Raw genomic sequence first — 26,332 nt, forward strand, 5'->3', positions numbered from 1 at the left:
AAAGTTCACAAAGCTTGTATTGATTAAGCCTTGCGAACTTTGCCCATTTTAAATGCATCTATAAAAAACCTTTGCGCACTTTGCGGTAAAATTACACCTAAAGCTTACCGCAATTCAAACTATTTCAAAATTTGCGCTGCGTGTTCTTTGGTTTTTACTTTTTCGATTACTTCTTCAATGATTCCTTTTTCATCGATTACAAAAGTCGTTCTGTGGATTCCGTCGTATTCTTTTCCCATGAATTTCTTTGGTCCCCAAACTCCAAATGCATTGATTACAGATTTATCTTCATCGGCTAATAACGGAAAAGGAAATTCGTATTTGTCTTTGAATTTTAATTGCGCTTTTTGACTGTCGGCACTAACACCCAGAAGCTCATAATTATTGGCTTTAAAACGCTCAAAATTATCTCTTAAATCACAAGCCTCTGCCGTGCAACCTGGTGTACTTGCTTTTGGATAAAAGAAAACTACTAATTTTTTTCCTGCATAATCGGCCAATTTATGCGTTTTTCCGTCTTGATCTATTCCTGAAAAATTTGGTGCTTTATCACCGGCTTTTAGTATTGTCATATTTTTAATTTTAGATTTTAGATTGTTGATTTTAGATTCTTCGATTAAAGAGTAAAGAACCAAGAATATAGATTTTGGGTTTAGATTATTGAACTTCCTTTAAAACTTATAACTTATAACTCAAAACTCTTAACTTTTAACTTTTAACTTATAATTGATTATTTTTACGGGATTAAAAATACGGAAATGAATAAAGAAGCTCGCGTTGAATTTGTTATAAATACGTTAAAAGAACTCTACCCTACTATACCTGTTCCTCTTGATCATAAAGATCCTTATACTTTATTAATTGCTGTTTTACTATCGGCTCAATGCACAGACGTTCGTGTAAACCAGATTACACCATTGCTTTTTGCTAAGGCTGATAATCCGTATGATATGATCAAAATGTCGGTGGAGGAAATTAAGGAAATTATTCGTCCTTGTGGCTTATCGCCAATGAAATCGAAAGGAATTCATGGTTTGTCGCATATTTTGATTGACAAACATGACGGAAAAGTTCCGCAGAGCTTTGAAGCACTGGAAGAATTACCTGCTGTTGGGCATAAAACAGCAAGTGTTGTAATGTCGCAAGCTTTTGGTGTTCCTGCTTTTCCGGTTGACACACATATTCATCGTTTGATGTATAGATGGAATCTTTCGAATGGAAAAAATGTAACGCAAACTGAAAAAGATGCTAAAAGATTGTTTCCGAGAGAAATATGGAACGATTTGCATTTGCAAATTATTTGGTACGGACGTGAATATTCGCCTGCTCGAGGTTGGGATTTAGATAAAGATATTATTACCAGAACGGTTGGTAAAAAATCGGTAATAGAAGAAGCTACTAAAAAGAAAATCTAGTAGCTTCTGGTTTTATTTTACATGCTGTTTTTTAGCGCGTTGTATTCGTTTGTCATATCTAATGTTCGATAAACTCCTAAAAGGGACTTTTTTACATCAGTATTTTGGGGTTCAATAGTCAATGCTTTTTTAAGATACGGAATCGCACTTTTTACAATCTCGTTTTTTTGAGCATTTAATTTGTCATATTCTTTCATTTCTTTTGCGCTATTACCCAATAAATCCATTTGATTTACGAGTTCTTTTCTTAGCTGCATTTTGACATATGCAAGATTAATATAACAATCCATGCAATTTGGATTTATTTGAAGATCACTTTCATAATACTTGCAGGCGTTTGCATAGTCGCTTCTTTCCATATAACAAAAAGCTAAAGACACTAAAACTTCTTCCTTTTTAGAAGGTGGCGAGACATTTCTGGGTTTTTCATAAAAACCTGCCTGAACATTTGATTCTCTGGCACTCTTTGAGATAAAAACTTCTTCAGCTTTTGTTTTTTTATTCGTGGCGTAGTATATAATTCCTTTACCGGTATAATTTATTTTTCTAAGCTCGTCGTAATACTTAATTCCATTAATAAAGTCTTTACCCGCTAAAGAAGCAGCCGCAGCATTAAGTAAGTTTAAGGTATCTTTTTTATCTATTAAATATACTTCATAACTCTTACCTGCGCTCTCTTTGAATTTTCCTGCTTTGTAATCGCCATAAGCCCCATCTATTAGTGTAGACTTCATTTCTTTTAATGCTAAATTTGCTTTAAAAGCATATTTATAATTTCGGGAATCGTTTTCATACAAAAGAATATCCTGATAGGCACTTGAGGCCAAGGCAAAATTAGTTACCGCATCTATATTTTTGGTTGCTAATTCTTTATAAACATTTCCTTTTGTAAAATAGAAATCTGATTTTACTTCATCTGGAGCATTTACAATGAGGTATTCAATTTTTTTTAAGATTGTCAACGACTCTTGAATTTTTCCTTTACTGTAAAGAGATTGGGCTTCTTTTATTTCTTCTTTTTGAGCAAATGCTCCGATATTTATCAATAGCAATAATGACAATACCATTAGTTTGTTCTTCATTTTCTGTTAAGTTTGGTTGTTGGATAGATTTTAGGGTTTTCTAAATTGGATTTCATCAAAAAGATGCAGACTAAATATTCTAAAAAAAACTTAGCCAAATCCTAGAACATTCTCAATGCTCTTTATAAAGCTTTAAGATTTACAACAAACAAAACAATTTGAGGGTAGTTTTTCTTCATTAATTAACTGGTTATTGGTTAGACATTAAATTTTGGCTTTTTTTACTTTACTATTTTTATTTATTGAAAGATTTTTAATACATAAATCTCTTCTTTACAACTAGTTCATTGAATAAAATTTTACTTTTTAACTAAAATAAAACTAAATATAAAATAAATATCTGAAATTCAATTAAAATTCTAAATTTTAACAAAATCACAATTCGCTTAAAAAATGCAAATTTTCATAACCAATTCCGAATAACCAATGTAACAACAGCTTTTGTTGCGGTATTGCACGTGGTAAAATTGGCACAAAAAAAACTCACTAGATGTATTTACATACAAATAGTGAGCTTTCAACCAAAACGACCATTTGGTTTTTCTTTCGAACAAACATCCGACCAAAGTAGCGGGGTGTTTAATTAGCTATAATCTCAAAATTTTTGTTTTTAATTTTCACAACTGTTAAAGCTTGTGAGTAACTTAATAAAAAAGAAACTACTTCTTTTTTAGGCTTCAAATTTTGTGCAGCTAATGCTCTTTTAGAGTAAATTTTCCCCATAATACTATAAAAATGTTTTATAATAGTATAACGAACTTTATTTCTAAATAGTATTTAGTTGGTCAAAATAATTTGATGTTTGTCGATTATTTTCCTCAAATTCATTAAAGCATAACGCATTCTGCCTAATGCAGTATTAATACTAACGCCAGTAAGTTCCGATATTTCTTTAAAACTCATATCTTGATACATACGCATTACCAATACTTCTTTTTGATCATCCGGAAGTTCTTCGATAATCTTTTTCAAATCGACCTCGACCTGATCAAAAATCATTTTATTCTCGATGGTTAAAGAATCATCAGACATGATAGAAAAAATCGAAAACTCTTCGGTTTCTCTATACATTGGCATTTTTTTGGTTTTACGAAAGTGGTCTACAATTAGGTTGTGCGATATACGCATAACCCAAGGCAAAAATTTACCTTCTTCATTGTATGAATTGCTTTTAAGGGTTTTAATAACCTTTATAAAAGTGTCTTGAAAAATATCGTTTGAAATATCTCTATCAGCGATCTTCGAATATATAAATCCATATATCTTCGACTCGTGCCTTTTTATTAATGTCGAAAGGGCAACTTCGTTACCATCGACATATTTTTTTACTAATAGAGCGTCTGGAATATGCAGATCAGCCATAATACTACTTTTTTAGTTTCTATAATTTGGAGTAAATTTTCTAAAAAGTAATTTTATTGTATAGGCGTATCTTTTTTTGGTTATGTTAATATTGCGACCAAATTTAACAAATTAATATTTTAAAAAGCAAATAAATACAATAATAATTAACAATAAATTGTTAATTATTGCAGCGTAAAATTGGCTAAATCCCCAAAACATTAAAAAAAACTAAAAAAAGCAATTTTTATTGTTAAAAAATAAGACATAAATAACTTACAATTAAATAATTATGTCATTTGCATCTTATTAAAATAATATTGGACATTCTTTACCACTTTTAAGAAATTTAATCTTTCTGATAGTAAATGTGAACTCTCACATGTTTTCTATAAATCAAATAATCTAAAGCTAAAAACCATCCTAACAGTGCAATTCTGTTAAAATTTGGAACAATCTCATTAACAAAACTCACGTCAAAATTGATTACTTTTGTAGAAATTGACTTTTTTTATGCAAATTGATCTTTCTACACTCGACCCAAAACATAATATTATAATTAAAGGAGCACAAGTACATAATTTAAAAAATGTAGATGTGGTCATTCCTCGAAATAAACTTGTAGTAATTACGGGGCTTTCAGGCTCTGGTAAATCAAGTTTGGCATTTGATACTTTATACGCAGAGGGACAACGTCGTTATGTTGAGAGTTTATCATCATATGCGCGTCAGTTTTTAGGACGTTTAGATAAACCTAAAGTTGAATACATTAAAGGTATCGCGCCTGCAATTGCAATTGAGCAAAAGGTGAATACTACTAATGCGCGTTCGACCGTTGGAACTTCTACAGAAATCTACGATTACATTAAACTTTTGTTTGCAAGAATTGGCCGCACCTATTCGCCAATTTCAGGACAAGAGGTTAAAAAAAATACGGTTACTGATGTTGTTACCGATGTGAAAGGACTCGAATTAGATAGTAAATGGCTACTGCTCGCTCCTATTCATCTTGAAGAAGGAAGACAACTTGAAGACAAACTAAAGGTACTACTTCAACAAGGTTTTGCCCGTATTTTGGTAAATAACGAAATGGTTCGTCTGGATGATTTTACACCAACAGATCTTCATCAGCTAGATAATAAAGACATTTTATTGATTGTTGACAGAATCGTTGTTAAGGATGAAGAAGAATTTTATAATCGTTTGGCAGATGCTGTTCAAACAGCGTTTTTTGAAGGAAAAGGAATTTGCTATTTACAGGAGTTAAACTCTGATAAAAGGTTTACTTATTCGAATAATTTTGAACTTGACGGAATTACTTTTCTAGAACCAAATGTTCATTTATTTAGCTTTAATAATCCTTATGGCGCTTGCCCGGTTTGCGAAGGTTATGGAAATATTATTGGTATTGATGCTGATTTAGTTGTTCCAAATACTTCTCTATCGGTTTTTGAAAGTGCTATTTATCCTTGGAGAGGTGATAGCATGAGTTGGTTTAAAGACGAATTGGTAAAACATGCTTATAAATTTGATTTCCCAATTCACAAACCTTTTTTTCAGCTTACAGAAGAACAGAAGGATTTATTGTGGAAAGGAAATCAGTATTTTCAAGGTTTAAATGATTTCTTTAAGGAATTAGAAGAAAAAAATTATAAGATTCAAAATCGTGTAATGCTATCTCGCTACCGCGGAAAAACAAAATGCCACGCTTGTCGCGGAAAACGTTTACGCGAAGAAGCTTCTTACGTAAAAATTAATGGTAAAACGGTTTCAGATTTAGTCGATTTACCAATCAAACATTTGGTTACTTTTTTTCAAAACATCGAGTTAAATGTTTACGAACAGCAAATCGCAAAACGCTTGATGATCGAGATCAACAATCGTTTATCATTTTTGACTGAAGTTGGTTTGGATTACCTTACTTTAAATAGAAATTCTGCAACACTTTCAGGAGGAGAGTCTCAACGTATTAATCTTGCAACTTCATTAGGAAGTAGTTTGGTTGGATCAATGTATATTCTTGATGAGCCAAGTATTGGTTTACATCCTAAAGATTCTGAGAGATTAATTAAAGTTTTGCTTTCGCTTCGTGATTTAGGAAATACGGTAATTGTGGTGGAGCACGATGAAGATATTATGAAAGCTGCCGACATGATTATTGATATTGGCCCTGAGGCAGGAACTTTTGGAGGAGAATTAGTCGCTCAAGGAACTTATGAGGAAATTCTAAAATCTGAATCACTTACTGCAAAATACTTAAATGGAGATTTAGAGATTTCGGTTCCTAAAAAGAGACGAAAATTTAAAAACCATATTGATATTGTTGGAGCAAGAGAAAACAACTTAAAAAATATTAATGTTACTTTTCCATTAGATGTACTAACAGTTATTACTGGAGTTTCCGGAAGTGGAAAAAGTACTTTAATAAAAAAGATATTATTTCCAGCGATGCAAAAAAAGCTGGATAATGCTGCTGAAAAAGCGGGACAATTTAGCGAGATTAAAGGTTCTTTTTCGCAAATTAAACATATTGAATATGTAGATCAAAATCCTATTGGTAGAAGTTCAAGATCAAATCCGGTTACTTATATCAAAGCTTATGATGATATTCGTGATTTGTATGCCAAAGAAAAATTATCAAAAATAAGAGGTTATCAGGCCAAACATTTTTCTTTTAACGTTGATGGCGGCCGATGCGAAACTTGTAAAGGAGAAGGCTCGATAAATGTTGAAATGGTCTTTATGGCCGATGTTTCTTTGCCTTGTGAAACGTGTGGCGGAAAACGATTTAAAAAGGAAATTCTCGAAATTAATTTTGACGACAAGAATATCAACGATATTCTAACTATGACTATCGACGATGCTATTGCCTTTTTCGATAAAAATAAGCAAACTAAAATCACTCAAAAACTACAACCTTTACAAGATGTTGGTTTAGGATATGTACAATTAGGTCAATCTTCTTCTACTCTTTCAGGTGGTGAAGCACAACGTATTAAACTGGCTTCCTTTTTAGTAAAAGGTGCTACAAAAGATAAAGCTTTGTTTGTTTTTGATGAACCAACAACTGGTTTACACTTTCATGACATTAAAAAACTTTTAGCTTCGTTTGACGCTTTAATAGATAAAGGTCACTCTATAATTGTTATTGAACACAATCTTGATCTTATAAAATGTGCCGACTGGATTATTGATCTTGGTCCAGAAGGTGGTGAAAATGGCGGACATTTACTAGCTGTAGGAACTCCTGAAGATATTGTTAAAGTAAAAGAATCTGTAACAGGGGTTTATTTGAAAGACAAAATTTAGAAAAATACTGAGAATACTAAGTCGCTAAGGTTTAAGATAAAGAAAGGCATAAATTAGATTTAATTTATGCCTTTTTTTGTTTTAAAATTGATTTTAAGCTACCAAACATCTTTCTTCAAATGGACATCCATCTTCATCAATGGCAACTAATACTTTTTTCTGTTTTGAAGCTTCGATCGTTAAATAAAGCCAGGCAAACGACCATAATCCAAGAGTTAAACAAAAAATGATAAAATTTAAACCGTGATTAACTACTTTTCCTCCTTTAGAAAGAACTGCAAATAGTAATTCATCGTTTCGTTCTTCTAACGTAAATCCGTTTTGAACTTTATTTGATATCATGTTAGAAAATACTTGTAAGCTTTGTTCTTGACTGAGTTGACTGCTTTTCATAATTATCATTAAAAATTAATCCAAATACTACTACAATTCCTTTTCAGACTTTAACTTTCTGAGAAGTATTCCAATCTAAATAAACACTACAATAAGCACTTTTATTGTATATATAAGTTTTTTCTTCTTATAAAATAAAAGTCTTAACAATTTCTGAGCTAAAATTAATTTTAATAAAATTAACTACAAAACAATCAACTGTTAAATTTTAACATTAATTACAGAATATCAACAACTTACTCTTTATTTTTAATAGTAAAAGATGGCGCTTCATAATCATCTTTTAAATAATTGGGAGGAATTGTGGTGGTATTTCCATCACGAAGCGCATTATAATGTGGAGACATAATCTCGATCCCTGCGGCATTAAATGAATCCTGAATATTTTGATGCAAAGACGAATATATTAAGGGCTGCTTTGTGGGTTCTTTTGTGTACACGTTTATTTGGTAAGAAACATAAAAATCATCCAGACTTGTTTGCAAAACAAAAGGAGAAGGCGTTTTTTCAACCATATCGGTTTTCAATGCAGCTTCTATTAGGGCTTCATGAATATCTTTCCACGGAACATCATATCCAATCGTAACTGTTGTATGGATTAGCAAACCATTATTTATAACTTTTGTGTTGGAAGAATAATTAGTAGACGTACTGGATAAAACTGTTGAATTTGGTATGGTAATATCTTCAAATTTTGGTGTTCTAATTCGGGTAACCAAAGCTGTTTTTTCGATTACTTCTCCACTAACGTCACCAATTTTTATAAAGTCTCCAATCTTAAAAGGACGCATATAGGTAATTACCAATCCTGCTACCATATTGGCGATAGCATTTGATGACCCTAAAGAAAACAGAATACCCACAAAAACTGATACTCCTTTAAAAATGGAAGAATCTGAACCCGGTAAATAAGGAAAAATTACGACAACCATAAAGGCCAAAAGTAAAAACCTAATAATATTAAAAGTTGGCATTGCCCAATCGCTGTAAAAACCCTCTATTTTAATATTTTCCTTTTTAATTTCATCAAAAAAGAAACGGATCACTTTTATGGTATATTTAAAAATAACTATAATAACGATTATGGTAACAAAGCTTGGTAAGAAACGAACAAAGCCCATAACAGCCAATTTTGCCGGAGAAAGAATCCAATGTAATAATGTTGTCGTGTAAGCTTCTGTTGCCGGAAAAATACTAAACAATAAAGGCAATGAAAGATACACGATCAAGATCAATGTAAGACCTTTTACAAAGCTGAACAATTTCATTAATATAAATTGTTGCTTTTGTGGCGAAAGAATGGTAATGTTATTATAAATGAAACCTTTAAAATATTTATCACTCTTTTTTAGGATATGATATTTTATTCGGTTAAAAACTTTACCAACAAAATATAAAACAACTCCAATAATTAAAATTAGTAATGCCGTATATCCAAGTCTTTTGGGAAGCATTGAATAATTTTCATTTTGATAAATGATAGCTCTTTTTATTAAATTTAAATTTCGATTTGCAATAAAGCTTGCCGTTTGATTTTCGGCCTTTGCATCAATATCTAAAATAGACATGATCACAAAATCATTCTTGTAAATAATATCCTGAGAAATATCTGAGGGAATAACAGCAATAGAATCTTTCTCGAAAAAAGAATCCTCGTAAAGTTTTCTAATTTTTTCGGTAATCGCATTCGCTCTACTTTCGGCAGAAAAAGAACCCACTTTATTATAAACATAAAAAAGTGTATCCTTAAAAGGAGTTACGGGATATCGCTTTTGTTTTACTTCTGGAACAATAGTTTTTGACGTAAGCAAACTATCCTTTTGTGGATTTGCAAACGAAGAAAACGCTACAATGAAAAATGCTAAAAAATAAAGTAATTTCCTTTTCATATTCTATTAGAAATAAATTAACTATCCTTTCTAACAAATATAAAAACAAAATAGCTTCGAAATTAAATTAGTTTCGTTTTCTCAAAAAAATCGTACTAAATTTTAATTCCAACTTTTTGCAAAAGATTATCGATCAATTTATTGATATCAGAAGAAATTTTAAACTTATAGTTTAGATACACGTATAAAATGGTTACTAAAATAGATTTCAAAGCAATACTAATCAACTGATAAAAAGGAAACTCCCAAAAATAAAACAATAAAAACAAAGCAAAAGTCACTAATATCGAATATACCGTTTGTTTTGTAAAAGGATATAAATGGAGTTTTTTTACCACAAAAAGTAACTTGGCCAAACTATATAAAGTAATCGACAATAAAGTAGCAAATGCAGAACCAAAAATTCCAAAAATTGGAATAAAAATCATGTTTAAAACAATCGTAAGAACAACAAGCATTAATCCTAAATACAATACCATACGGTAATATTTAGTATTAAAAATAATGGCATTATTGTTTCCTAAAATCAAATCAAAATATTTTGATAAACCAATCATGAATACAACTGAAACTCCTCCGCTATATTCTTTTGGTACCAATTCATAAAGCTGATTAATATTAACAAAAATACATAGCATTACAAATCCGCCTACAATTTGTAAATTAATAGACGTCTTTTTATAAAGCACATTTAACTCATCAAACTTATTGTCATGCATCAATTTTGCAGTAATCGGATAAACAATTTGATGCATCGCACGACTGGGTACAGAAATTACTAAAGCAATATAAGTAGCTACAGAATAGAAGGCAATATTCTCAATCTTCATATACTGATTTAACATCATTTTATCACCATCTAAAAGTAAATTAGCAACGCTGCCGGATAAAATAATGTAAAATGTATATATTAATATATCTTTTGTATTTGTTGGTATTGTAAACTGAAAAGTTGGTTTCTGGATACTAAATGCATACAGCATGGTTATCAAGAATGCCAAAAAATATAAACCTGCAGTTGCGTATACAAAACCTTCTACGCTAAGCCAATTATAGTAAACACCTATTAATAGAAATAATGAAAACAATCTTAAACCTACTTCTTTTACAAAGTTTCCAAAAACGGAATGCATGTTTACTCGCAACCAGGCATAAAAAATTTCAAAATATGCCATGCACAATCCTATAAATGGAATTAACCATATATAACTTTTTACAATCGCATTCTTTTTTGATACAAAGAATAAAATCTCATCATAGAAAAAAAGACCAATCAGTAAAATAGGAATTATTAAAAGTAGAGGGAATAAAACAGTAAAGGATAAAAAACGAGATTTTTCTTCTTCTGTTTTATATTGCGAATAAAATTTAACTAATGTATTTTGCATTCCAATCGCAAATAAAGGCATAATTACATTAGCACAAGATGTAACATAATTCGTTAAACCATAAAAAGTTGCACCTAAAAAAACCGGATATAAATAAAGTGTATTAATGGCTCCAATTCCGAAACCTATATAAGTGATAATAGTATTTTTGAAAGACTGATTTAAGACAATACCCATTTTTTGATTGCAGAATTTAGATTGTAGAGTTTAGATTTTTGATTTGACTCTCTACTCTCTTATGATATTTGAAATTGTTATTGCTTTTTGAAATCGACATTTTAGCGAATTAATTGTGCTAATTGTTTGGTAAGGTTTTTTCTTGAATATTGCTGTAACCCAACACCATTTGCTTGTAATTTTCCTTCCAAAAATTGATTATAAAAGTCCAAAATTACACTTTTTAACTTCGCTTTTTCAGAATAATCAAAAAATACTCCTGTATTGGTTTCTTTTATAATATCTGCAAAATCTGAACCTTGTGGTCCAATGGCAATAATTGGACGATTAGACACCATATATTCAAACAATTTACCTGGAATAATACTTTTTGTATCTTCAGAGTTAATCTCGATTAAAAGTAAAACCTGTGATTTTTTTTGATGTGCAATTGCTTCATGATGCGAAACATATCCAAGAAGATTCAAATAGTCATTCAAATTAAAATCAGCAATAGCATCTAAAACTTCCTGACTTACCGCTCCAATTAATTTGATTTCCAAATTTGATTTAAAGTCCGGTATTTCCTGAAGCAACTCCACTAGAGATTCCCATAAAAAACGGGGATTCCTATCGGATAAAAAAGATCCAATATGTGCCAAAGTAAATTTGGTATCTAAAGTTTGCTTTTCGACATTTTCGATATCATAGCCGTTTGTAATTACCGCGATAGGTTTATTAGTAATGGCTTCAAATTCCGTTTTAGTAGTTTTGCTTGTTACTATTATAGTATCAGCAGTATTTAAAACTTTATGCTCTAAACTTTTGTGTTTTTTGGCTGCGTAATTAGACAAACGCAAAGCTTTATGATAACCAATCGTAGTCCATGGGTCACGAAAATCTGCGAACCATTTTACGTTTAGTTTTTCTTTTAATTCTAACCCAATTAAATGTAAACTATGCGGTGGACCCGAAGTTACAATGGTATCGATATTATTTTCTTTGATGTATTTTTCAAGATAAGCTACAGAAGGTTTTACCCAAAAAACACGTGCATCCGGAATAAATAAATTTCCACGTACCCAAAGAAAGGTTTTATCCAAAAAGGTTTGCTTTTTCTTGTGCGGAAAAATACCTGAACTAATTTTCTTGGTTTTGTTCTTCGAAAAAATTGAAGCCAATTGATAAGGCTCCCATATTTTATTTTTTAAAACAATTACTTTATCTGAGATCTGACTTACCAAACCTTCATCAATTATTGGATAAGTTGGATTTTCTGGAACATAAACGATAGGCTGAACATCAAATTCTGGCAAATACTTTACAAATTTTAACCAACGTTGAACACCTGGTCCTCCTGCCGGTGGAAAATAATAGGTAATGATTAAGAGTTTTTTTTGTTCCATCAGGTTTATTCTATTTCACAGAGACACACAAAGCTTTCACTAAGTTTCACAAAGCTTTTAATTATTTGGAGTATCTCCGTGATTTTTTCGTGAATCTTTGCGGTAGAATTTTTCAAAATAAATCCCACCAATCAAAATCAATAACATTCCAATTGAACTTATTAAAGCAATTGTACTTCCGGTTTTTACAACCTGAGGTTCAAATTTAAACTCAATTGTATGTTTTCCTCCCGGAATTTCCATCGCTCTTAAAACATAATTAACAGGGAAATGATCTGTTAACTTACCGTCGATATAAGCATTCCATCCATTTTTATAATAAATCTCAGAAAAAACAGCTAAACCATCTTTCGCACTTTCAGATTTGTATTTAATGTAATTTGGCTTGTATTGAACTACTTTAATAGTTCCTGTAGTATCCCATTGTTTCTTTAAGCGTGCGTTTCTAAATTTAGCTTCATTATCGTGCACATTAAAAACAGCTACTTTTTTAGTATCAATATGATCTAAAGCTTTCATTACATCGTCTGGCTTATTGACTAGTTTTACAGTACTAACAAACCATGCATTTCCGTTTGTATTTGGATTTATTGTTGGGAATTCTTTTCCTTCTTTATCTGATTGGATGATGTATTTAACATTCAACATATCCAAAACTTCCATGTTGTTTTTTGCAATTTGGTAATCAAACAGCTGTTGTATTCTTCTAGGTTTTGCAGCATGATAACCTCCCAATGAATGGTGGAAATAAGAAGCACGTGCACTTGACATGTTTCCATTTACTTCAAAAACTCTATAATGCGTTGTATCCTTTAAGATTTGAGCATCTGAAGGTGTTTCTTGAAATGGAGCTGCAATTTGTACCGGGCTCACAAAATCTTTTGCCGATACATATTTTTTATCTACAAAAAACAAGTCGAAAATCATTACAATACCAACGATAATCAAAGTAGTATTTTGAGCTAATTTATTTTTAATATACAACCATAATATTGCAAAAGTTACTACGATCAAAAACCCTGAACGCAATAAATCAGCAGAATACAAACTCATTCTGTCTTCTTTTAAAGCCTCAACAAAATCAGGTCCATAACTTTCTAAGAAATAATTGTCATTACTTCCTGTAAAATGAAACATACTTTTGGCAAAAACAAGAATTACAATTATTCCTAAACCAAAAACACCAGTTTGCACCAATGCTTTTTGTTGTAATTTAGGTTCTTCTTTTGCTTTAAAAAACGATTGTAATCCCATAATAGCCAGAACAGGAAAACACAATTCAAGGATAACCTGAATAGATGAAACCGCTCTAAACTTATCGTACATTGGAACGTAATCGATAAAAAAGTCTGTTAGCAGAGAAAAGTTTTTTCCCCATGAAAGCACTAACGAAACTAATGCTCCAGAAAGGAATACATATTTTATTTTTCTATCATCAATAAACAATGCCAAAACCGCCAAAAAGAAAACCACAACTCCAATATAAGCTGGTGCAGCAACAATAGGCTGATCTCCCCAATACGTTGGCATTCCTGATACAAAATCATTTGCCTGCTCAGATGGAACTCCTTGTTCTATCATAAACGAATACATACGACTGTCAGTCCCAACATTTTCGTGATTTGAACCTCCAAAAAGTCGCGGTGCAATTAAATTAAAACTCTCTGCAATTCCGTAACTATACTCTGTAATATATTCGCGGCTTAAAGCATTCTCGTTTGTCTTTTTAGATCCGTCAGGATTATAAGTCAATTCGCTATTACTTCTGGTACTAAATTTAGCATACTCGCTTGTTGCCATTAAATTTGTAGCATTGGCACCAATTGCAAAAATTCCGGCTACTGCCAAAACTCCAATACCACTTAAAAGCGGCTTATATTCTTTTTCTTTTATAAAATTAAAAGCAAAATAACCTGAAAGTATCAATAAGAAAATCAATAAATAATAGGTCATTTGAAAGTGATTTGCGTTAACCTCTAACGCAACCGCAAACATGGTGAGTAAACCTCCCCAAATGTACTTTTTTTGAAAAACCATTATAAATCCGGCTATAACAAGCGGCATATAAGCAATAGCATGCGCTTTTGCATTATGACCAACGCCAAGAATGATAATTAAATAGGTAGAAAAACCAAAGGCAATTGCCCCAATAAAAGCTTTTAAAGGATCTGTTTTTAAGACCAATAACAATCCATAAAAACCTAAGAAGTATAAAAACAAGTAATCTGCAGGACGAGGTAAAAATCGTAAAGCATCATCTAATTTACCCACATAATCGTTAGGATAATTTGCTCCTAATTGATACGTTGGCATTCCACCAAAAGCTGAATTTGTCCAATAAGGTTCAGAATGTTCTGTTGCTCTAAAATCATTTTGCTCCTTTGCCATTCCGGTATATTGAGCAATATCTGATTGGAATATTTGTTTTCCTTGTAAAACTGGATAAAAATAAACTAACGAAACGATAATAAAGCCCAGTATAACAAGGGCATGCGGATAGAACTTATTTACTATTTTCAATTTAGGCTGGTTTGGGTTAAATGATGAATCCTACAAATCTAGGACGCAAACTTAATCTATTTCTTCGTAATCAACATAATCGCCCACCTTTTTGGTTTCGCGAGGCTTTTTGGCATTAGCAGTATCAATAATTATTTCGTCATTGTTTGAGCGTGTTTTTTGCCATGTACTATCCTGACTATATTGTTGTTGTCTCTGAAAATTCTCCCCTGCTTTTTCAACCGCTTTCTTTACCAACACTGGTAAAAATATTTTAGCCAAAAACTTAAAAATATAATAAAACGCAATAATCCACATTATCGTTTTAAACAAATTTGTAAAAGATGCTTCTTGCATGATCATATAATTTTTTTCCAAAATTAATAAATCCATCGTTTAAAATTAAAATATGAATCTTAAATAAATAATAAAATATATTACATTTGAAATGCGTTATTACTTTTTAATCCAAAAACATGTTTATGTTAAAAAATAAAAACTTATTTCTTACAGCTCTTTTTTTTATACCTCAGCTTTTTTTCGCTCAATATACTGATATCATCAACTCAAATCGTCCAGGCGAAACGATGTCGGCATATGCAGTAGGAAAATCAGTAATACAGGCCGAAATTGGCGTTTACGGTATCAAAGAGAAGCACGATTTATTAGATTATGAAGGAAGCGGTTTTGGTACAGATATAACTTTGCGTTATGGTGCTTTTCTGGAAAAACTGGAATTGATCGTTGATTTACAATATCAAATGGAAAATTTTGACACTCCTTATACCAGTTATAAAAAGAATAATTTTAGACAAACTGTATTAGGAGCTAAATATTTAATTTACGATCCTTATCAAAATTATAAAAAAGAAGTAAATATTTACAGCTACAAAGCCAATCGTAGTTTTAATTGGCACGAATTAATTCCTGCAGTTTCACTTTTTGCCGGAGCCAATTTTGTTGGCGCAGACAATCCTTATGCTTTTGGTTCCCACTCACAATACACATCATTAGAATCGAGCATCTCTCCAAAAGTAGTGTTGATTACTCAAAATTTATTTGGAGGTGGAAAATGGGTTTTTGTTACCAATATCATTGCCGATTATATCACTACTGATTATCCGAGTTATGGCTATGTTTTAACCTTAACTCACGGCTTCAACGACAAATGGTCTGGTTTTGTCGAAAATCAGGGTTACAAAAGCGATTTGTATAGCGATGCTATTGTTCGTGGTGGAGCGGCTTATTTAATCAATTCAAATTTACAGGTTGATGCTTCTGTAAGTACTAATTTTAAAAACACACCTTCAGTTTTATATGGAGGAGTTGGAGTTTCTTGGCGTTATGACGGAAGATATAAAGAGAAACAAATGGAGTTTAAAAGCAGTGAAAAAGCAAAAAAGAACAAGGATAATGAGCTAGAACCTGATTATCAAGCAAAAGAAAGAAAGCGTAAAGCTAAATACGAATAAGAATTTAATAACAAACCTCTCTTATTTAAAGGGATATATTTACATAAAGAATCTTAATGATTACAATTAAAGAAGCCATAACAAAAAAGGAATTAACTGATTATATTAAATTTCCATTTTCACTTTATAAAGACAATCCATATTGGGTACCGCCCATTATTGCAGATGAATTAGAGTCTTTTGATAAAACTAAAAATCCTGCTTTTGATAATGCCGAAGCTTATTTTTATCTGGCTTACAAAGACAATGAAATTGTTGGTAGAATAACGGCAATCATCAATTGGTCTGAGGTGAATAATCAGCATAAAAGAAAAGTTCGTTTTGGATGGTTTGATGTTATTGATGACATTGAAGTAACAAAAGCTTTACTTGAAAAAGTGTACGAACTTGGCAGAAAACACAACTTAGAACATACTGAAGGACCAATGGGATTCTCTAATCTGGATAAAGTTGGGGTTCTTACCGAAGGTTACGATCAAATGGGAACTATGATTACATGGTACAACAATCCTTACTATGTAACTCATTTCGAACAATTAGGCTTCCAAGTAGAAAAAGAATATATCGAAAGTATTTTTCCATTTTCTAATGTAAAACCTGAATTTTTCTTAAAAGCTCAGGAATTAATTAAGAAGAGATACGGTCTGCGCTCATTGACTTTTACGAAAACAAAAGACATTATGCCACACGTAGACAAAATGTTCGATTTGTTTAATGATTCATATGCAAGTCTTGCTTCGTTTGTTGCCATTACAGATGTTCAAAAAGAATATTTTAAAAAGAAATATATCAGTTTTATCAATCCGGAATATATCAAATTTGTAGTTGATAAAGACGATAATTTAGTGGCATTTAGCATTGTAATGCCTAGTTTTTCTGAGGCTTTGCAAAAAGCAAAAGGAAAATTGTTCCCATTCGGTTTTATTCATTTGTTGAGAGCGCGCAAAAAAAGTAAAGACGTTGTTTTTTACCTTATTGGAGTTCATCCAGATTATCAAAACAAAGGCGTTACGGCTATTATTTTTGATGAATATTACAAAACTTTCTCCGAAAAAGGAATTCAAAATTGTATTAGAACGCCTGAATTAGCAGAGAATACCGCAATTCATTTACTTTGGAAAAACTTTGACCCAAAAGTTCACTGTCAGAGAAAAACGTATTTAAAATACCTTTAAAAAAGTAATCAGTTTTCAGTTGCGGTTAGCAGCGTAAAATATTATGATACATATGTCTACCATTAAAATTTGTGATGAATGTAAAAGTGAATTTTACAAAGATTCGTCTTTAATGGAAAGCTTATGTCCTGAATGCACACATCTTTTGTACGGATATGAAAATTGTGAGCATGAATTTTCTAATCAGCGTTGTGTAAAATGTTATTGGAATGGAAATTCAAGCAGTTTTTTAAATCAAAATAAGTAAATTTTAAAGTTTTTTACTTCTATAAAAAAATCCATTCGTTAAAGCGAATGGATTTTTTGTTTATAATCGGTAATCTTTATTCAACTTTACAATCGACTTTTGTTAAAATATTTTTCTGGTCAAATTTTAATTTCTTTTTATCTTTAAAAGTTACTTTTCCGTTAGTTTCTGCCACATCTCCAAAACCCTCTATAAAAGCTCCGTCTTTTTGTAAAAAAGCAACTTCTCGAATAGACGAAACTCCTTCAGACATAAAAGTATAATCGGCTATTAAGGTGTCTCCTTTCATATTCCCAATCAAAGTTCCTTCATTTTTATCTTTTCCTGCTATATTATAACTTAATTTTCCGTTTACTTCCTGATGAGAGTTAACATTAAAACTAAGCTCGACTAAGCTATTATTTGCAGTCGAAATATAACATTGATCTCCGGCAGGTTCGACAGCTTCAACTTCTTTTGGTGGATTTGGTGCAATTTCGGGTACCGGTTCTGTCTTTTTACAGGAAACTAAAACAACTAAAACAATTACTGCTAATGCGAATACTTTTTTCATACTTTTTATTTTTATTGTGTTTTATAATTATAAATTTAGCATAAATAAAAAAAATCCACTCGCATAACGAGTGGATTTCTTTTATATAATTCCCATCTACAGAAATCTATTTCAAACTATTAAGCATCTAAGTCTACTTTCGTTCTGCTTGCAATTTCTTTATATGTTCCATTTTCTAGTTTTTCACGAATAGCCTCAAATGCGATCAATGTTTCGTCGATATCAGCTAATGTGTGTGAAGTTGTTGGAATCATTCTCAATAAAATGATACCTTTTGGAATTACAGGATAAATAACGATTGACAAGAAAATACCGTAGTTTTCTCTTAAATCATTTACCATTACCATAGCTTCAGGAACACTTCCTTCTAAATATACTGGCGTAACACAAGTATTTGTATCTCCAATATTAAAGTTTCTAGAACGTAATCCGTTTTGTAAAGCATTTACGTTTTCCCATAGTTTATCTTTTAATCCTGGGTTGTTACGCAATAATTCTAAACGTTTCAAAGATCCAATTGTTTGAATCATTGGTAATGCTTTTGCAAACATTTGAGAACGTAAATTATATTTTAAGTAATCAATAACATCTTGATCTGCAGCAACAAATGCTCCAATGTTAGCCATTGATTTTGCAAAAGTTGAGAAGTAAACATCAATATCGTCTTGTACTCCCTGCTCCTCACCTGCTCCGGCTCCTGTTTTACCAAGTGTACCAAAACCATGCGCATCATCTACCAATAAACGGAAGTTATATTTTTGTTTTAAAGCAACAATTTCTTTTAATTTTCCTTGTTGACCTCTCATTCCAAAAACACCTTCTGTAATAAAAAGAATTCCACCACCAGTTTCCTGTGCCATTTTAGTAGCACGCTGAAGGTTTTTTTCCATACTTTCAAGATCATTGTGCTTGTAAGTAAAACGCTTACCCATGTGCAAACGAACTCCATCAATAATACAAGCGTGCGAATCTACATCGTATACAATAATATCGTTTTTAGTAACCAAAGCATCAATAATTGACACCATTCCTTGGTAACCAAAATTCAATAAATAAGCTGCTGGTTTCATTACAAATTCAGCCAATTCATTTTCTAATTGTTCATGGTATTTAGTATGACCTGACATCATACGAGCTCCCATTGGGTAAGCCGCTCCAAATTGAGTCGCAGCATCAATATCTGCCTGACGAACTTCTGGATGATTTGCAAGACCTAAATAATCATTTAAACTCCAATTCAAAATATCTTTTCCACCAAACTGCATTCTTGGACCAAGCTCACCTTCTAATTTAGGAAACACAAAATAACCTTCTGCTTGTGATGCCCATTTTCCTAATGGACCTTTATTGTTCTGAATTCTTTCGAATAAATCTTTTACCATAATATATTTGAAGTAATAATTTTAATTTAAACAGGGTGCAAAAATAAATATTTATTCGATGGTATCATAATAATTTAAAAATGATTAAGATCGAAAATCATTGTTTAATAATCTTTTACAACAAAACTCTTTTTATTGTAATACATTTCTCAATAAAAAACACAACAAAAAAAGTCAACTTGGTAATTTATACCAGTTATAAATTCAAAACAAAAGACCTTAATTGTTTTATTTTTTAGTAATTTTAGAAGCATTTTAAAAAAATAAACACAAATTCTAACACATAAATAATGGCTTTAAGCACCTCAAAAGATCTAAAGTTAGCCGTTCTAATTGATGCCGATAACGTACCGTACAGTAACGTTAAAGGTATGATGGAAGAAATAACAAAATTTGGAACTCCAACTACAAAACGTATTTATGCTGACTGGACTAAGCCTAACTCGAACGGATGGAAAGCTGTTTTACTAGAACACGCCATTACTCCAATTCAACAGTATAGCTACACCGTTGGAAAAAACTCTTCGGATTCTGCTTTGATTATAGATGCTATGGATTTACTATATTCTGGAAAACTTGACGGATTTTGTATTGTTTCCAGCGATAGCGATTTTACGCGTTTGGCAATTAGATTAAGAGAGTCCGGCATGAAGGTAATTGGTATTGGAGAAAAGAAAACCCCAAACTCTTTTATTGTGGCTTGCGATAGGTTTATTTATATTGAGGTTTTAGATGGTGCAATACAGAAGAAAAAACCTAAAGCTACAACCACAACCGATGCTAAAAAACCAGTCGAAAAACCTGCTGAAAAAGCATTACATAAAATTGACAAACAAACTATTGAGCTTATCGAAGCTACGATTGAAGATATTGAAGATGATGATGGCTGGGCATTTTTAGGAGATGTTGGAAATCTAATTGTAAAGAAAAAACCCGAATTTGACCCTAGAAATTATGGTTTTTCTAAACTTACTCCCATGCTAAAATCGTTGACAGATATTCTTGAAATCGACGAAAGAGAATCAGACAAAAAAGGTATCAAACATGTTTATGTTCGCCTACGATTCAATTAATTATTAAACTATTATTCTTTAAATTTTTGAAAACATGAGAAAAAAATTCTTTATCTATGGATTCTTATTGTTTCTAATTGTTGCTACAATTTATTATTATTCCGATCGCGGTTTTTTACTCGTAATTATCATCCCAATATTATTAATCATTGGAGTTTATAATACGATTCAAGAAAAACATGCCATTTTAAGAAACTTTCCTGTTTTAGGTTATTTTAGATATTTATTTGAAATGATTGCGCCAGAAATTCAGCAATATTTTATTGAAAGATCGACCGACGGAAAACCTTTTTCAAGAAATCAACGTTCTTTAGTATATCAAAGAGCAAAAAACATTGATTCGAGCACGCCTTTTGGAACACAACAAAACCTAAATCACGATAGCTACGAAGGAATAAAACATTCCATTTTTCCAGCGAAAGTTAACGAAGAACTACCTCGTGTTTTAGTTGGCGGAAAAGATTGCAAACAACCTTATTCAGCTTCTTTATTTAATGTCTCGGCAATGAGTTTTGGATCGTTAAGCGAAAATGCCGTTCGAGCAATCAATATTGGTGCTAAAAAAGGAAATTTCTATCAAAATACGGGAGAAGGTGGTTTAACCGAATTTCATCTTGCCGGCGGTGGAGATATTACTTGGCAAATTGGTACAGGATATTTTGGATGCCGTGATGCCGAAGGAAATTTCAGCCCCGAAAATTTCGCAGAAAAAGCGAATCTCCCAAACGTTAAAATGATTGAAATTAAGCTTTCACAAGGTGCAAAACCAGGTCATGGCGGTGTACTTCCGGCTGCTAAAAACACAGAACAAATTGCCAAAATTAGAGGTGTTCAACCGCACACCATGATTCTTTCGCCTCCTGGCCATCATGCATTTTCAGATGTCAAAGGACTTATACAATTTGTTGCACAATTGCGTCAATTATCAAATGGAAAACCAATTGGATTTAAACTTTGTATTGGAAACACTAAGGAGTTTGAAGAAATTTGTCACGAAATGATCGCCGAAGATATTTACCCGGATTTCATAACTATTGATGGTGCCGAGGGAGGAACCGGCGCAGCTCCGCTAGAATTTGCAGATGGCGTTGGAATGCCTTTTGAACCTGCTTTAATCTTTGTAAACAAAACCTTAATTGGTTTAAATATTCGAGACAAAATACGAATTATTGGTAGCGGAAAAATTATTTCGGGATACTCAATTTTACACGCTGTTGCTCTTGGAGCAGATATGTGTAATAGTGCCAGAGGTTTTATGTTTTCTTTAGGTTGTATTCAGGCATTACGCTGTCATAATAACGAATGTCCTACAGGAGTTGCCACACAAAACAAAATGCTAATGAAAGGTTTAGTTGTGACTGACAAATCAGATCGTGTTTATCATTTTCATAAAAACACTTTACATTCTGCAAATGAACTTTTAGCAGCAGCTGGCAAGAAAAACTTTGCCGATGTTGATATTAATATTTTCATGCGTGGCGATGAATTTGCTCACTTATCAGATCTTTATTTCCCTGATAATCTTACAAGTGTTACTAAACATTAAAACTAAAAAAGGCTTTTTTGAATTATTCAAAAAAGCCTTTTTTTTTTATACTATAATTAGATTTATTCTTTCATCAATTCAGGTAACTCTTCTTTATCAATGGTCCTTTTCTCTAGAACTGTATTGTCATTAGCCAAAAAATAAACATCAAATTGTACTCCCTCTTCTATTAACTCTTTAAGGTTTTGATCTTTATTTATCATCGTTTTCAACAATTTAGGAAAATCCTTCTGAGCTTCTAATTTATTCTGTTCGTTTTGCTCTAGATTCGTCTCAAATCTTAATTCAATTTTATCATCATTTATATAACCTCTGGCAGTAGTAAGCGTAACATTCTCACTTTTAAAGTTTTTGGCTGCAGCATTATACGAAACAACATATTCCTGAAGTTTTTGCTTGATATTTTTGCAACTTACCAACATCATTACAATAATAATTGCAAATAAAAATCTGTTCATCTTCTTGATCATAATTTCCTTTTTTAGTTTAATTTCTTTAGTCTTAAAAGTGCTTCCAAATAATAATAGTCCGCATAATTAATCGAACAATCAATCTCGCTTCCAGCTAGTTTATGTCCGGTCGAATGCAACAAAAATGCCGAATTTACTTCACGACTCTGATAATGATCCGAAAGAGATTCTATCATTTTTTTAGACTTTGCAAGATATTCATTTTTCAGATTTTTATCTTTAGTATAAGTACTTAATTCTATTAATGCTGAAGAAACAATTGCCGCTGCCGAAGCATCTCTTGGCTCATTTGGAATTCCGGGTGCGTTAAAATCCCAATACGGAATTAGATCTTCTGTTATCAATCGATCTAAATAAACACGTGCAATTTTATTGGCAAAATCTAAAAATTTTGGATCTTTTGTTTCTCTATATACCATAGTAAAACCATAAATAGCCCACGCCTGCCCGCGCGCCCACATACTATCATCGCTGTAACCTTGTACTGTAATTCCTTTTAATTTTTTGCCTGTTTCATAATCATAAATAATAACATGATATGAACTGTAATCTGGTCTAAAATGATTTTTCATAGTAGTTTCAGCATGTTTCACGGCAATATCATAAAGCTTTTTATTACCGCCATTTTTAGAGGCCCAAAAAAGCAATTCTAAATTCATCATATTATCTATGATTGTATTATGACCTCCGTATTTATTATGTGGCCAAGACAAGATCGTTCCCACTTTCGGATTAAAAAGCGTTGCCAAAGTATCGGCTGTTTTCAGAATAATTTTTTTGTATTCTGGATTTTTAGTCAAATGATATCCGTTTCCAAAACTATTAAAAACCTGAAAGCCTAAATCATGATCACCTGCTTTACTTACAGATAAAGGCGTTAAAAATAGGCTAAATTTATCTGCTTCTTTTTCCCACTTCTTATCACCCGTAGCTTCATATAAATACCACAATTCACCGGGCCAAAAACCGCTTGTCCAATCTTTATAATTTACAAATTTCCATTCCTTACTTCCGTTGAGCACAGCTCTAGGCAAAGTTCCGTCATTTGGAATCACTTTTAAAGTCTGAGAAGCCTGACTTGCACAATACTCCAACTGTTTTTTAATGTTAAATGAATTATCTTTTTGAGCATAACTCGAGTTTCCTAAAACAAACAACGCTAATATTAATGTACTAGATCTAAAATTCATGTGGTTATTTTTTTGATAGAAAGTTAATAGACTTGATAAATTTATAAAATAAGTAGAATCAATATGAATCTTTGTATTTTTGCTTCTCTAAAAAACACAAACAATACCAATCAATATTGAACTTTGAAAAAATCAAGAATTTATTATTTCGTTTTATTACTCTTGACTATTTTTCTTGGAATTATGTCACGAAAAATTCCTCAGATTCCATTATCTACCGGTGATTTTTTGTATGCAGTTATGATTTATATTTTAGTAAGAATCATATTTATAAGCAAAAATGCTTTGTACATTATTACTACTTCCTTATTAATATGTTATTGTATCGAGTTTTTACAACTTTACCAAGGAAAATGCATAATCGAATTGCGAAACACTCTCTTTGGAAGATATGTTTTAGGACAGGGTTTTCTTTGGACAGATATTATAGCCTATACTTTTGGAATTGCATTTGCTTTTAGTATCGAAAGAATCATCTTAAAAAATACTAATCAAGTGTCTGCGTAATCTTATCAATATTCAAACTATTTGCCATCGCCGTAAATATCTCATAGTATACTGATTTATTATCATACAATTCATCGTGCGTTCCCTGTTCTACGCAGTTCCCTTTTTCTAAAACTACAATATGAGAAGCATCAATAATTTGAGAAATACTGTGCGAAATAATAATTACCGTTCTGTCTTTTTTAATTGCATCGAGCGATTTTTTTATTTGTTCGGTCGCAATAGCGTCCAAACTGGCTGTTGGTTCATCTAAAAAAATAATTGGAGGATTCTTTAAAAACAATCTTGCTATAGCAATTCGTTGTTGCTGTCCTCCAGAAAGCAAATGAGCGTCAGAGTCATAGCCTTTTGGCAATTGCATTACTTGTTCGTGAATATAAGCTTGTTTTGCTGCATCTATAATTTCAGATTCTGTAGCATCTGGATCTCCGTATAGAATATTTTCTGCAATAGTTCCTTTAAAAATATGATTCTTTTGCAACACTAATCCAATGTTTTTACGCAGAAAGTCAGTATCATAATCATTTAAATCAACTCCATCCAAATAAATATTTCCTGATGAAGGCAAATAAAACTTATCCAATAAATTTATAATTGTACTTTTTCCTGCACCGCTTAATCCTACCAATGCACTTGTTTCATTTGGTTTAATGGTAAAATTAATATTAGAAAGTGCTTTAGTTCCGTTTGGATAAGCAAAACCAACGTTTTTTACTTCGATAAGTCCAACTATTTTTTCAGGAATATAACTACCGCTAGTTTCCTTTTCCTGATCAGATTCTAAAATATCAAAAAAGCCTTCTGAATAAATTAAAGCATCGTTTACTTCGTCATATATACGATGCAATTGTCTAATTGGAGACGAAACATTATTAAACAACATTATATGAAACATAATTGCACCAATGGTCATTGTATTATTCAACACAAAATAAGCAGTAAGTATAATAATAATTACAACCCCTATTTGCTCAATAAACCCTTTAATACTTTCAAAAATAAAGCTTGTTTTTCTGGTCGCTAATTGATTTTCGGTCATTTCGAACTGAATTTCTTTATGACGATCTGCCTCCATAGGTTCTCTGACAAAAGATTTAATTACTGTAATCGATTCAATCAAACTTATAATTCCGTTATTCTTCGTTTCACGATAATTGCGCATTCTTCTTCTAAAACCACTTAATTTACTGGCCTGCAATTGACTTACATAAAAGTAAATAGGAATAATACATAAACTCACTAAACCTACATATACATTGGCATAAAACATTAAAACCAAAGCCACGAAAGCGTTGGCAAACAAAGGAAGAATATCAATAAAAAAATTCTGGACCAATCTGGTTAAACTACTAATACCCAAATCGATTCTGGTTTGAAGTTTTCCGCTTTCATTTTCGCTTAACGTATAAAACTCCATTCTGTAGCTTAAAATTTTCTCGACAATAGTTTGCGAAATATCTCTTGTTATAAAAATTCGTAACTTCTCTCCATAAAATTTTTGCCCAAATTGAACTACCGAATAAATCAATTCTTTAGACAGTAAAACAATACTTATTATACCTAATAAATGAAAACCTTTCGATAGAGGTTCATGCGCTACCATTAAATTACTAATCGTATCAACAGTATATTTTAAGATCAATGCATTTACCTGTGCCGCAAATGAACCTAAAAAAGTAAGCAACAATGTCGCAATTACCATTTTTCGATAAGGCTTAACAAAGGGCGTTATTTTTTTATACAATAAAGATATCTCCATTTATTTTTATTTTTTTTGGCAACATATCAAATATAAGAATTCTAAATTTGTGTTTCAATTTACTCTTACCACTAAACTTA

General features: G+C 31.6%; 22 protein-coding genes. 7 read left to right on the plus strand and 15 right to left on the minus strand.

All coding sequences use genetic code 11. From position 1 onward, the window contains the following. Positions 1–119 precede the first annotated feature (119 nt). On the minus strand, positions 120–572 hold the full coding sequence (gene bcp, locus IW18_RS17370) for a thioredoxin-dependent thiol peroxidase (RefSeq protein WP_041519471.1): 453 nt from the start codon (positions 570–572) through the stop codon (positions 120–122). A gap of 186 nt (positions 573–758) precedes the next feature. Here bcp and IW18_RS17375 point away from each other — a divergent pair, with 186 nt between their 5' ends. Next, positions 759–1,415 (plus strand): endonuclease III domain-containing protein, encoded by a 657-nt coding sequence (locus tag IW18_RS17375; RefSeq protein ID WP_041519247.1) that lies wholly within the window; start codon positions 759–761, stop codon positions 1,413–1,415. 17 nt (positions 1,416–1,432) lie between these two features. Here IW18_RS17375 and IW18_RS17380 read toward each other — a convergent pair whose 3' ends face one another. The 3 genes from IW18_RS17380 to IW18_RS17385 form a co-directional block, all read right to left on the minus strand. Then, on the minus strand, positions 1,433–2,497 hold the full coding sequence (locus tag IW18_RS17380; protein ID WP_041519249.1) for a tetratricopeptide repeat protein: 1,065 nt from the start codon (positions 2,495–2,497) through the stop codon (positions 1,433–1,435). Between the two features lie 579 nt (positions 2,498–3,076). Then, positions 3,077–3,220 carry a hypothetical protein gene (locus tag IW18_RS23235; protein ID WP_165587341.1) on the minus strand — a complete coding sequence of 48 codons (144 nt, stop codon included), beginning with the start codon at positions 3,218–3,220 and terminating at the stop codon, positions 3,077–3,079. A 54-nt stretch (positions 3,221–3,274) separates the two neighbouring features. After that, positions 3,275–3,859: an RNA polymerase sigma factor gene (locus IW18_RS17385; RefSeq protein WP_041519251.1), complete on the minus strand. Its 585-nt coding sequence runs from the start codon at positions 3,857–3,859 to the stop codon at positions 3,275–3,277. Positions 3,860–4,351: 492 nt separating this feature from the next. Here IW18_RS17385 and uvrA point away from each other — a divergent pair, with 492 nt between their 5' ends. After that, positions 4,352–7,147, plus strand: coding sequence for an excinuclease ABC subunit UvrA (uvrA, locus tag IW18_RS17390; RefSeq protein ID WP_041519252.1), 2,796 nt, complete (start codon positions 4,352–4,354; stop codon positions 7,145–7,147). A 93-nt stretch (positions 7,148–7,240) separates the two neighbouring features. On the opposite strand, the gene IW18_RS17395 is transcribed toward uvrA, so the two are convergent. The 6 genes from IW18_RS17395 to IW18_RS17420 form a co-directional block, all read right to left on the minus strand. Beyond that, on the minus strand, positions 7,241–7,489 hold the full coding sequence (locus IW18_RS17395) for a hypothetical protein (protein ID WP_240475576.1): 249 nt from the start codon (positions 7,487–7,489) through the stop codon (positions 7,241–7,243). 287 nt (positions 7,490–7,776) lie between these two features. Then, complete coding sequence (locus IW18_RS17400; RefSeq protein WP_041519256.1) at positions 7,777–9,429, minus strand: mechanosensitive ion channel family protein; 1,653 nt, start codon at positions 9,427–9,429, stop codon at positions 7,777–7,779. Between the two features lie 95 nt (positions 9,430–9,524). After that, positions 9,525–10,994, minus strand: coding sequence for an oligosaccharide flippase family protein (locus tag IW18_RS17405; RefSeq protein WP_041519258.1), 1,470 nt, complete (start codon positions 10,992–10,994; stop codon positions 9,525–9,527). 101 nt (positions 10,995–11,095) lie between these two features. After that, entirely contained in the window at positions 11,096–12,379 is a 1,284-nt protein-coding gene (locus tag IW18_RS17410) for a glycosyltransferase family 4 protein (RefSeq protein WP_041519260.1), read from the minus strand. 57 nt (positions 12,380–12,436) lie between these two features. Then, the gene (locus IW18_RS17415) at positions 12,437–14,899 is read right to left on the minus strand and encodes a YfhO family protein (RefSeq protein WP_041519261.1); all 2,463 of its coding nucleotides are present in this window, start codon (positions 14,897–14,899) and stop codon (positions 12,437–12,439) included. 51 nt (positions 14,900–14,950) lie between these two features. After that, the gene (locus IW18_RS17420) at positions 14,951–15,271 is read right to left on the minus strand and encodes a DUF4834 family protein (RefSeq protein ID WP_084607979.1); all 321 of its coding nucleotides are present in this window, start codon (positions 15,269–15,271) and stop codon (positions 14,951–14,953) included. Positions 15,272–15,360: 89 nt separating this feature from the next. On the opposite strand from IW18_RS17420, the gene IW18_RS17425 reads away from it, so the two are divergent. Next, positions 15,361–16,350, plus strand: coding sequence for a transporter (locus IW18_RS17425; RefSeq protein ID WP_041519263.1), 990 nt, complete (start codon positions 15,361–15,363; stop codon positions 16,348–16,350). 56 nt (positions 16,351–16,406) lie between these two features. Then, positions 16,407–17,525 (plus strand): GTP cyclohydrolase, encoded by a 1,119-nt coding sequence (locus tag IW18_RS17430; RefSeq protein ID WP_041519264.1) that lies wholly within the window; start codon positions 16,407–16,409, stop codon positions 17,523–17,525. 323 nt (positions 17,526–17,848) lie between these two features. On the opposite strand, the gene IW18_RS17435 is transcribed toward IW18_RS17430, so the two are convergent. Both IW18_RS17435 and IW18_RS17440 read right to left on the minus strand, forming a co-directional pair. Then, positions 17,849–18,325 (minus strand): hypothetical protein, encoded by a 477-nt coding sequence (locus IW18_RS17435; protein ID WP_041519265.1) that lies wholly within the window; start codon positions 18,323–18,325, stop codon positions 17,849–17,851. 119 nt (positions 18,326–18,444) lie between these two features. After that, on the minus strand, positions 18,445–19,707 hold the full coding sequence (locus tag IW18_RS17440; RefSeq protein WP_041519267.1) for an aminotransferase class I/II-fold pyridoxal phosphate-dependent enzyme: 1,263 nt from the start codon (positions 19,705–19,707) through the stop codon (positions 18,445–18,447). Positions 19,708–19,997: 290 nt separating this feature from the next. Here IW18_RS17440 and IW18_RS17445 point away from each other — a divergent pair, with 290 nt between their 5' ends. Next, positions 19,998–20,780 carry an NYN domain-containing protein gene (locus IW18_RS17445; protein WP_041519268.1) on the plus strand — a complete coding sequence of 261 codons (783 nt, stop codon included), beginning with the start codon at positions 19,998–20,000 and terminating at the stop codon, positions 20,778–20,780. A 34-nt stretch (positions 20,781–20,814) separates the two neighbouring features. Continuing rightward, positions 20,815–22,326 (plus strand): FMN-binding glutamate synthase family protein, encoded by a 1,512-nt coding sequence (locus IW18_RS17450; RefSeq protein WP_041519270.1) that lies wholly within the window; start codon positions 20,815–20,817, stop codon positions 22,324–22,326. Between the two features lie 62 nt (positions 22,327–22,388). Here the strand turns inward: IW18_RS17450 and IW18_RS17455 are convergent, their stop codons facing one another. After that, positions 22,389–22,796 (minus strand): hypothetical protein, encoded by a 408-nt coding sequence (locus IW18_RS17455; protein ID WP_041519271.1) that lies wholly within the window; start codon positions 22,794–22,796, stop codon positions 22,389–22,391. An 11-nt stretch (positions 22,797–22,807) separates the two neighbouring features. Next, a complete protein-coding gene (locus IW18_RS17460) occupies positions 22,808–23,986 on the minus strand; it encodes a glycoside hydrolase family 88 protein (protein ID WP_041519273.1) in 1,179 nt (392 codons plus the stop codon). A gap of 183 nt (positions 23,987–24,169) precedes the next feature. On the opposite strand from IW18_RS17460, the gene IW18_RS17465 reads away from it, so the two are divergent. Beyond that, positions 24,170–24,493 (plus strand): ribosomal maturation YjgA family protein, encoded by a 324-nt coding sequence (locus tag IW18_RS17465; RefSeq protein ID WP_084607986.1) that lies wholly within the window; start codon positions 24,170–24,172, stop codon positions 24,491–24,493. On the opposite strand, the gene IW18_RS17470 is transcribed toward IW18_RS17465, so the two are convergent. Next, a complete protein-coding gene (locus IW18_RS17470) occupies positions 24,474–26,252 on the minus strand; it encodes an ABC transporter ATP-binding protein (RefSeq protein ID WP_041519276.1) in 1,779 nt (592 codons plus the stop codon). The genes IW18_RS17465 and IW18_RS17470 overlap by 20 nt on opposite strands. Positions 26,253–26,332 lie beyond the last annotated feature (80 nt).

It is taken from the genome of Flavobacterium hibernum, from assembly GCF_000832125.1.
In the GTDB taxonomy this organism is placed as follows: domain Bacteria; phylum Bacteroidota; class Bacteroidia; order Flavobacteriales; family Flavobacteriaceae; genus Flavobacterium; species Flavobacterium hibernum.

Excerpts from the sequence above, each read along its gene's own strand:
- bcp (WP_041519471.1), bottom strand. The coding sequence starts at position 572 with ATGACAATACTAAAAGCCGGTGATAAAGCACCAAATTTTTCAGGAATA.
- IW18_RS17375 (WP_041519247.1), top strand. The coding sequence starts at position 759 with ATGAATAAAGAAGCTCGCGTTGAATTTGTTATAAATACGTTAAAAGAA.
- IW18_RS17380 (WP_041519249.1), bottom strand. The coding sequence starts at position 2,497 with ATGAAGAACAAACTAATGGTATTGTCATTATTGCTATTGATAAATATC.
- IW18_RS23235 (WP_165587341.1), bottom strand. The coding sequence starts at position 3,220 with ATGGGGAAAATTTACTCTAAAAGAGCATTAGCTGCACAAAATTTGAAG.
- IW18_RS17385 (WP_041519251.1), bottom strand. The coding sequence starts at position 3,859 with ATGGCTGATCTGCATATTCCAGACGCTCTATTAGTAAAAAAATATGTC.
- uvrA (WP_041519252.1), top strand. The coding sequence starts at position 4,352 with ATGCAAATTGATCTTTCTACACTCGACCCAAAACATAATATTATAATT.
- IW18_RS17395 (WP_240475576.1), bottom strand. The coding sequence starts at position 7,489 with ATGATATCAAATAAAGTTCAAAACGGATTTACGTTAGAAGAACGAAAC.
- IW18_RS17400 (WP_041519256.1), bottom strand. The coding sequence starts at position 9,429 with ATGAAAAGGAAATTACTTTATTTTTTAGCATTTTTCATTGTAGCGTTT.
- IW18_RS17405 (WP_041519258.1), bottom strand. The coding sequence starts at position 10,994 with ATGGGTATTGTCTTAAATCAGTCTTTCAAAAATACTATTATCACTTAT.
- IW18_RS17410 (WP_041519260.1), bottom strand. The coding sequence starts at position 12,379 with ATGGAACAAAAAAAACTCTTAATCATTACCTATTATTTTCCACCGGCA.
- IW18_RS17420 (WP_084607979.1), bottom strand. The coding sequence starts at position 15,271 with ATGGATTTATTAATTTTGGAAAAAAATTATATGATCATGCAAGAAGCA.
- IW18_RS17425 (WP_041519263.1), top strand. The coding sequence starts at position 15,361 with ATGTTAAAAAATAAAAACTTATTTCTTACAGCTCTTTTTTTTATACCT.
- IW18_RS17430 (WP_041519264.1), top strand. The coding sequence starts at position 16,407 with ATGATTACAATTAAAGAAGCCATAACAAAAAAGGAATTAACTGATTAT.
- IW18_RS17435 (WP_041519265.1), bottom strand. The coding sequence starts at position 18,325 with ATGAAAAAAGTATTCGCATTAGCAGTAATTGTTTTAGTTGTTTTAGTT.
- IW18_RS17440 (WP_041519267.1), bottom strand. The coding sequence starts at position 19,707 with ATGGTAAAAGATTTATTCGAAAGAATTCAGAACAATAAAGGTCCATTA.
- IW18_RS17445 (WP_041519268.1), top strand. The coding sequence starts at position 19,998 with ATGGCTTTAAGCACCTCAAAAGATCTAAAGTTAGCCGTTCTAATTGAT.
- IW18_RS17450 (WP_041519270.1), top strand. The coding sequence starts at position 20,815 with ATGAGAAAAAAATTCTTTATCTATGGATTCTTATTGTTTCTAATTGTT.
- IW18_RS17455 (WP_041519271.1), bottom strand. The coding sequence starts at position 22,796 with ATGATCAAGAAGATGAACAGATTTTTATTTGCAATTATTATTGTAATG.
- IW18_RS17460 (WP_041519273.1), bottom strand. The coding sequence starts at position 23,986 with ATGAATTTTAGATCTAGTACATTAATATTAGCGTTGTTTGTTTTAGGA.
- IW18_RS17465 (WP_084607986.1), top strand. The coding sequence starts at position 24,170 with ATGTCACGAAAAATTCCTCAGATTCCATTATCTACCGGTGATTTTTTG.
- IW18_RS17470 (WP_041519276.1), bottom strand. The coding sequence starts at position 26,252 with ATGGAGATATCTTTATTGTATAAAAAAATAACGCCCTTTGTTAAGCCT.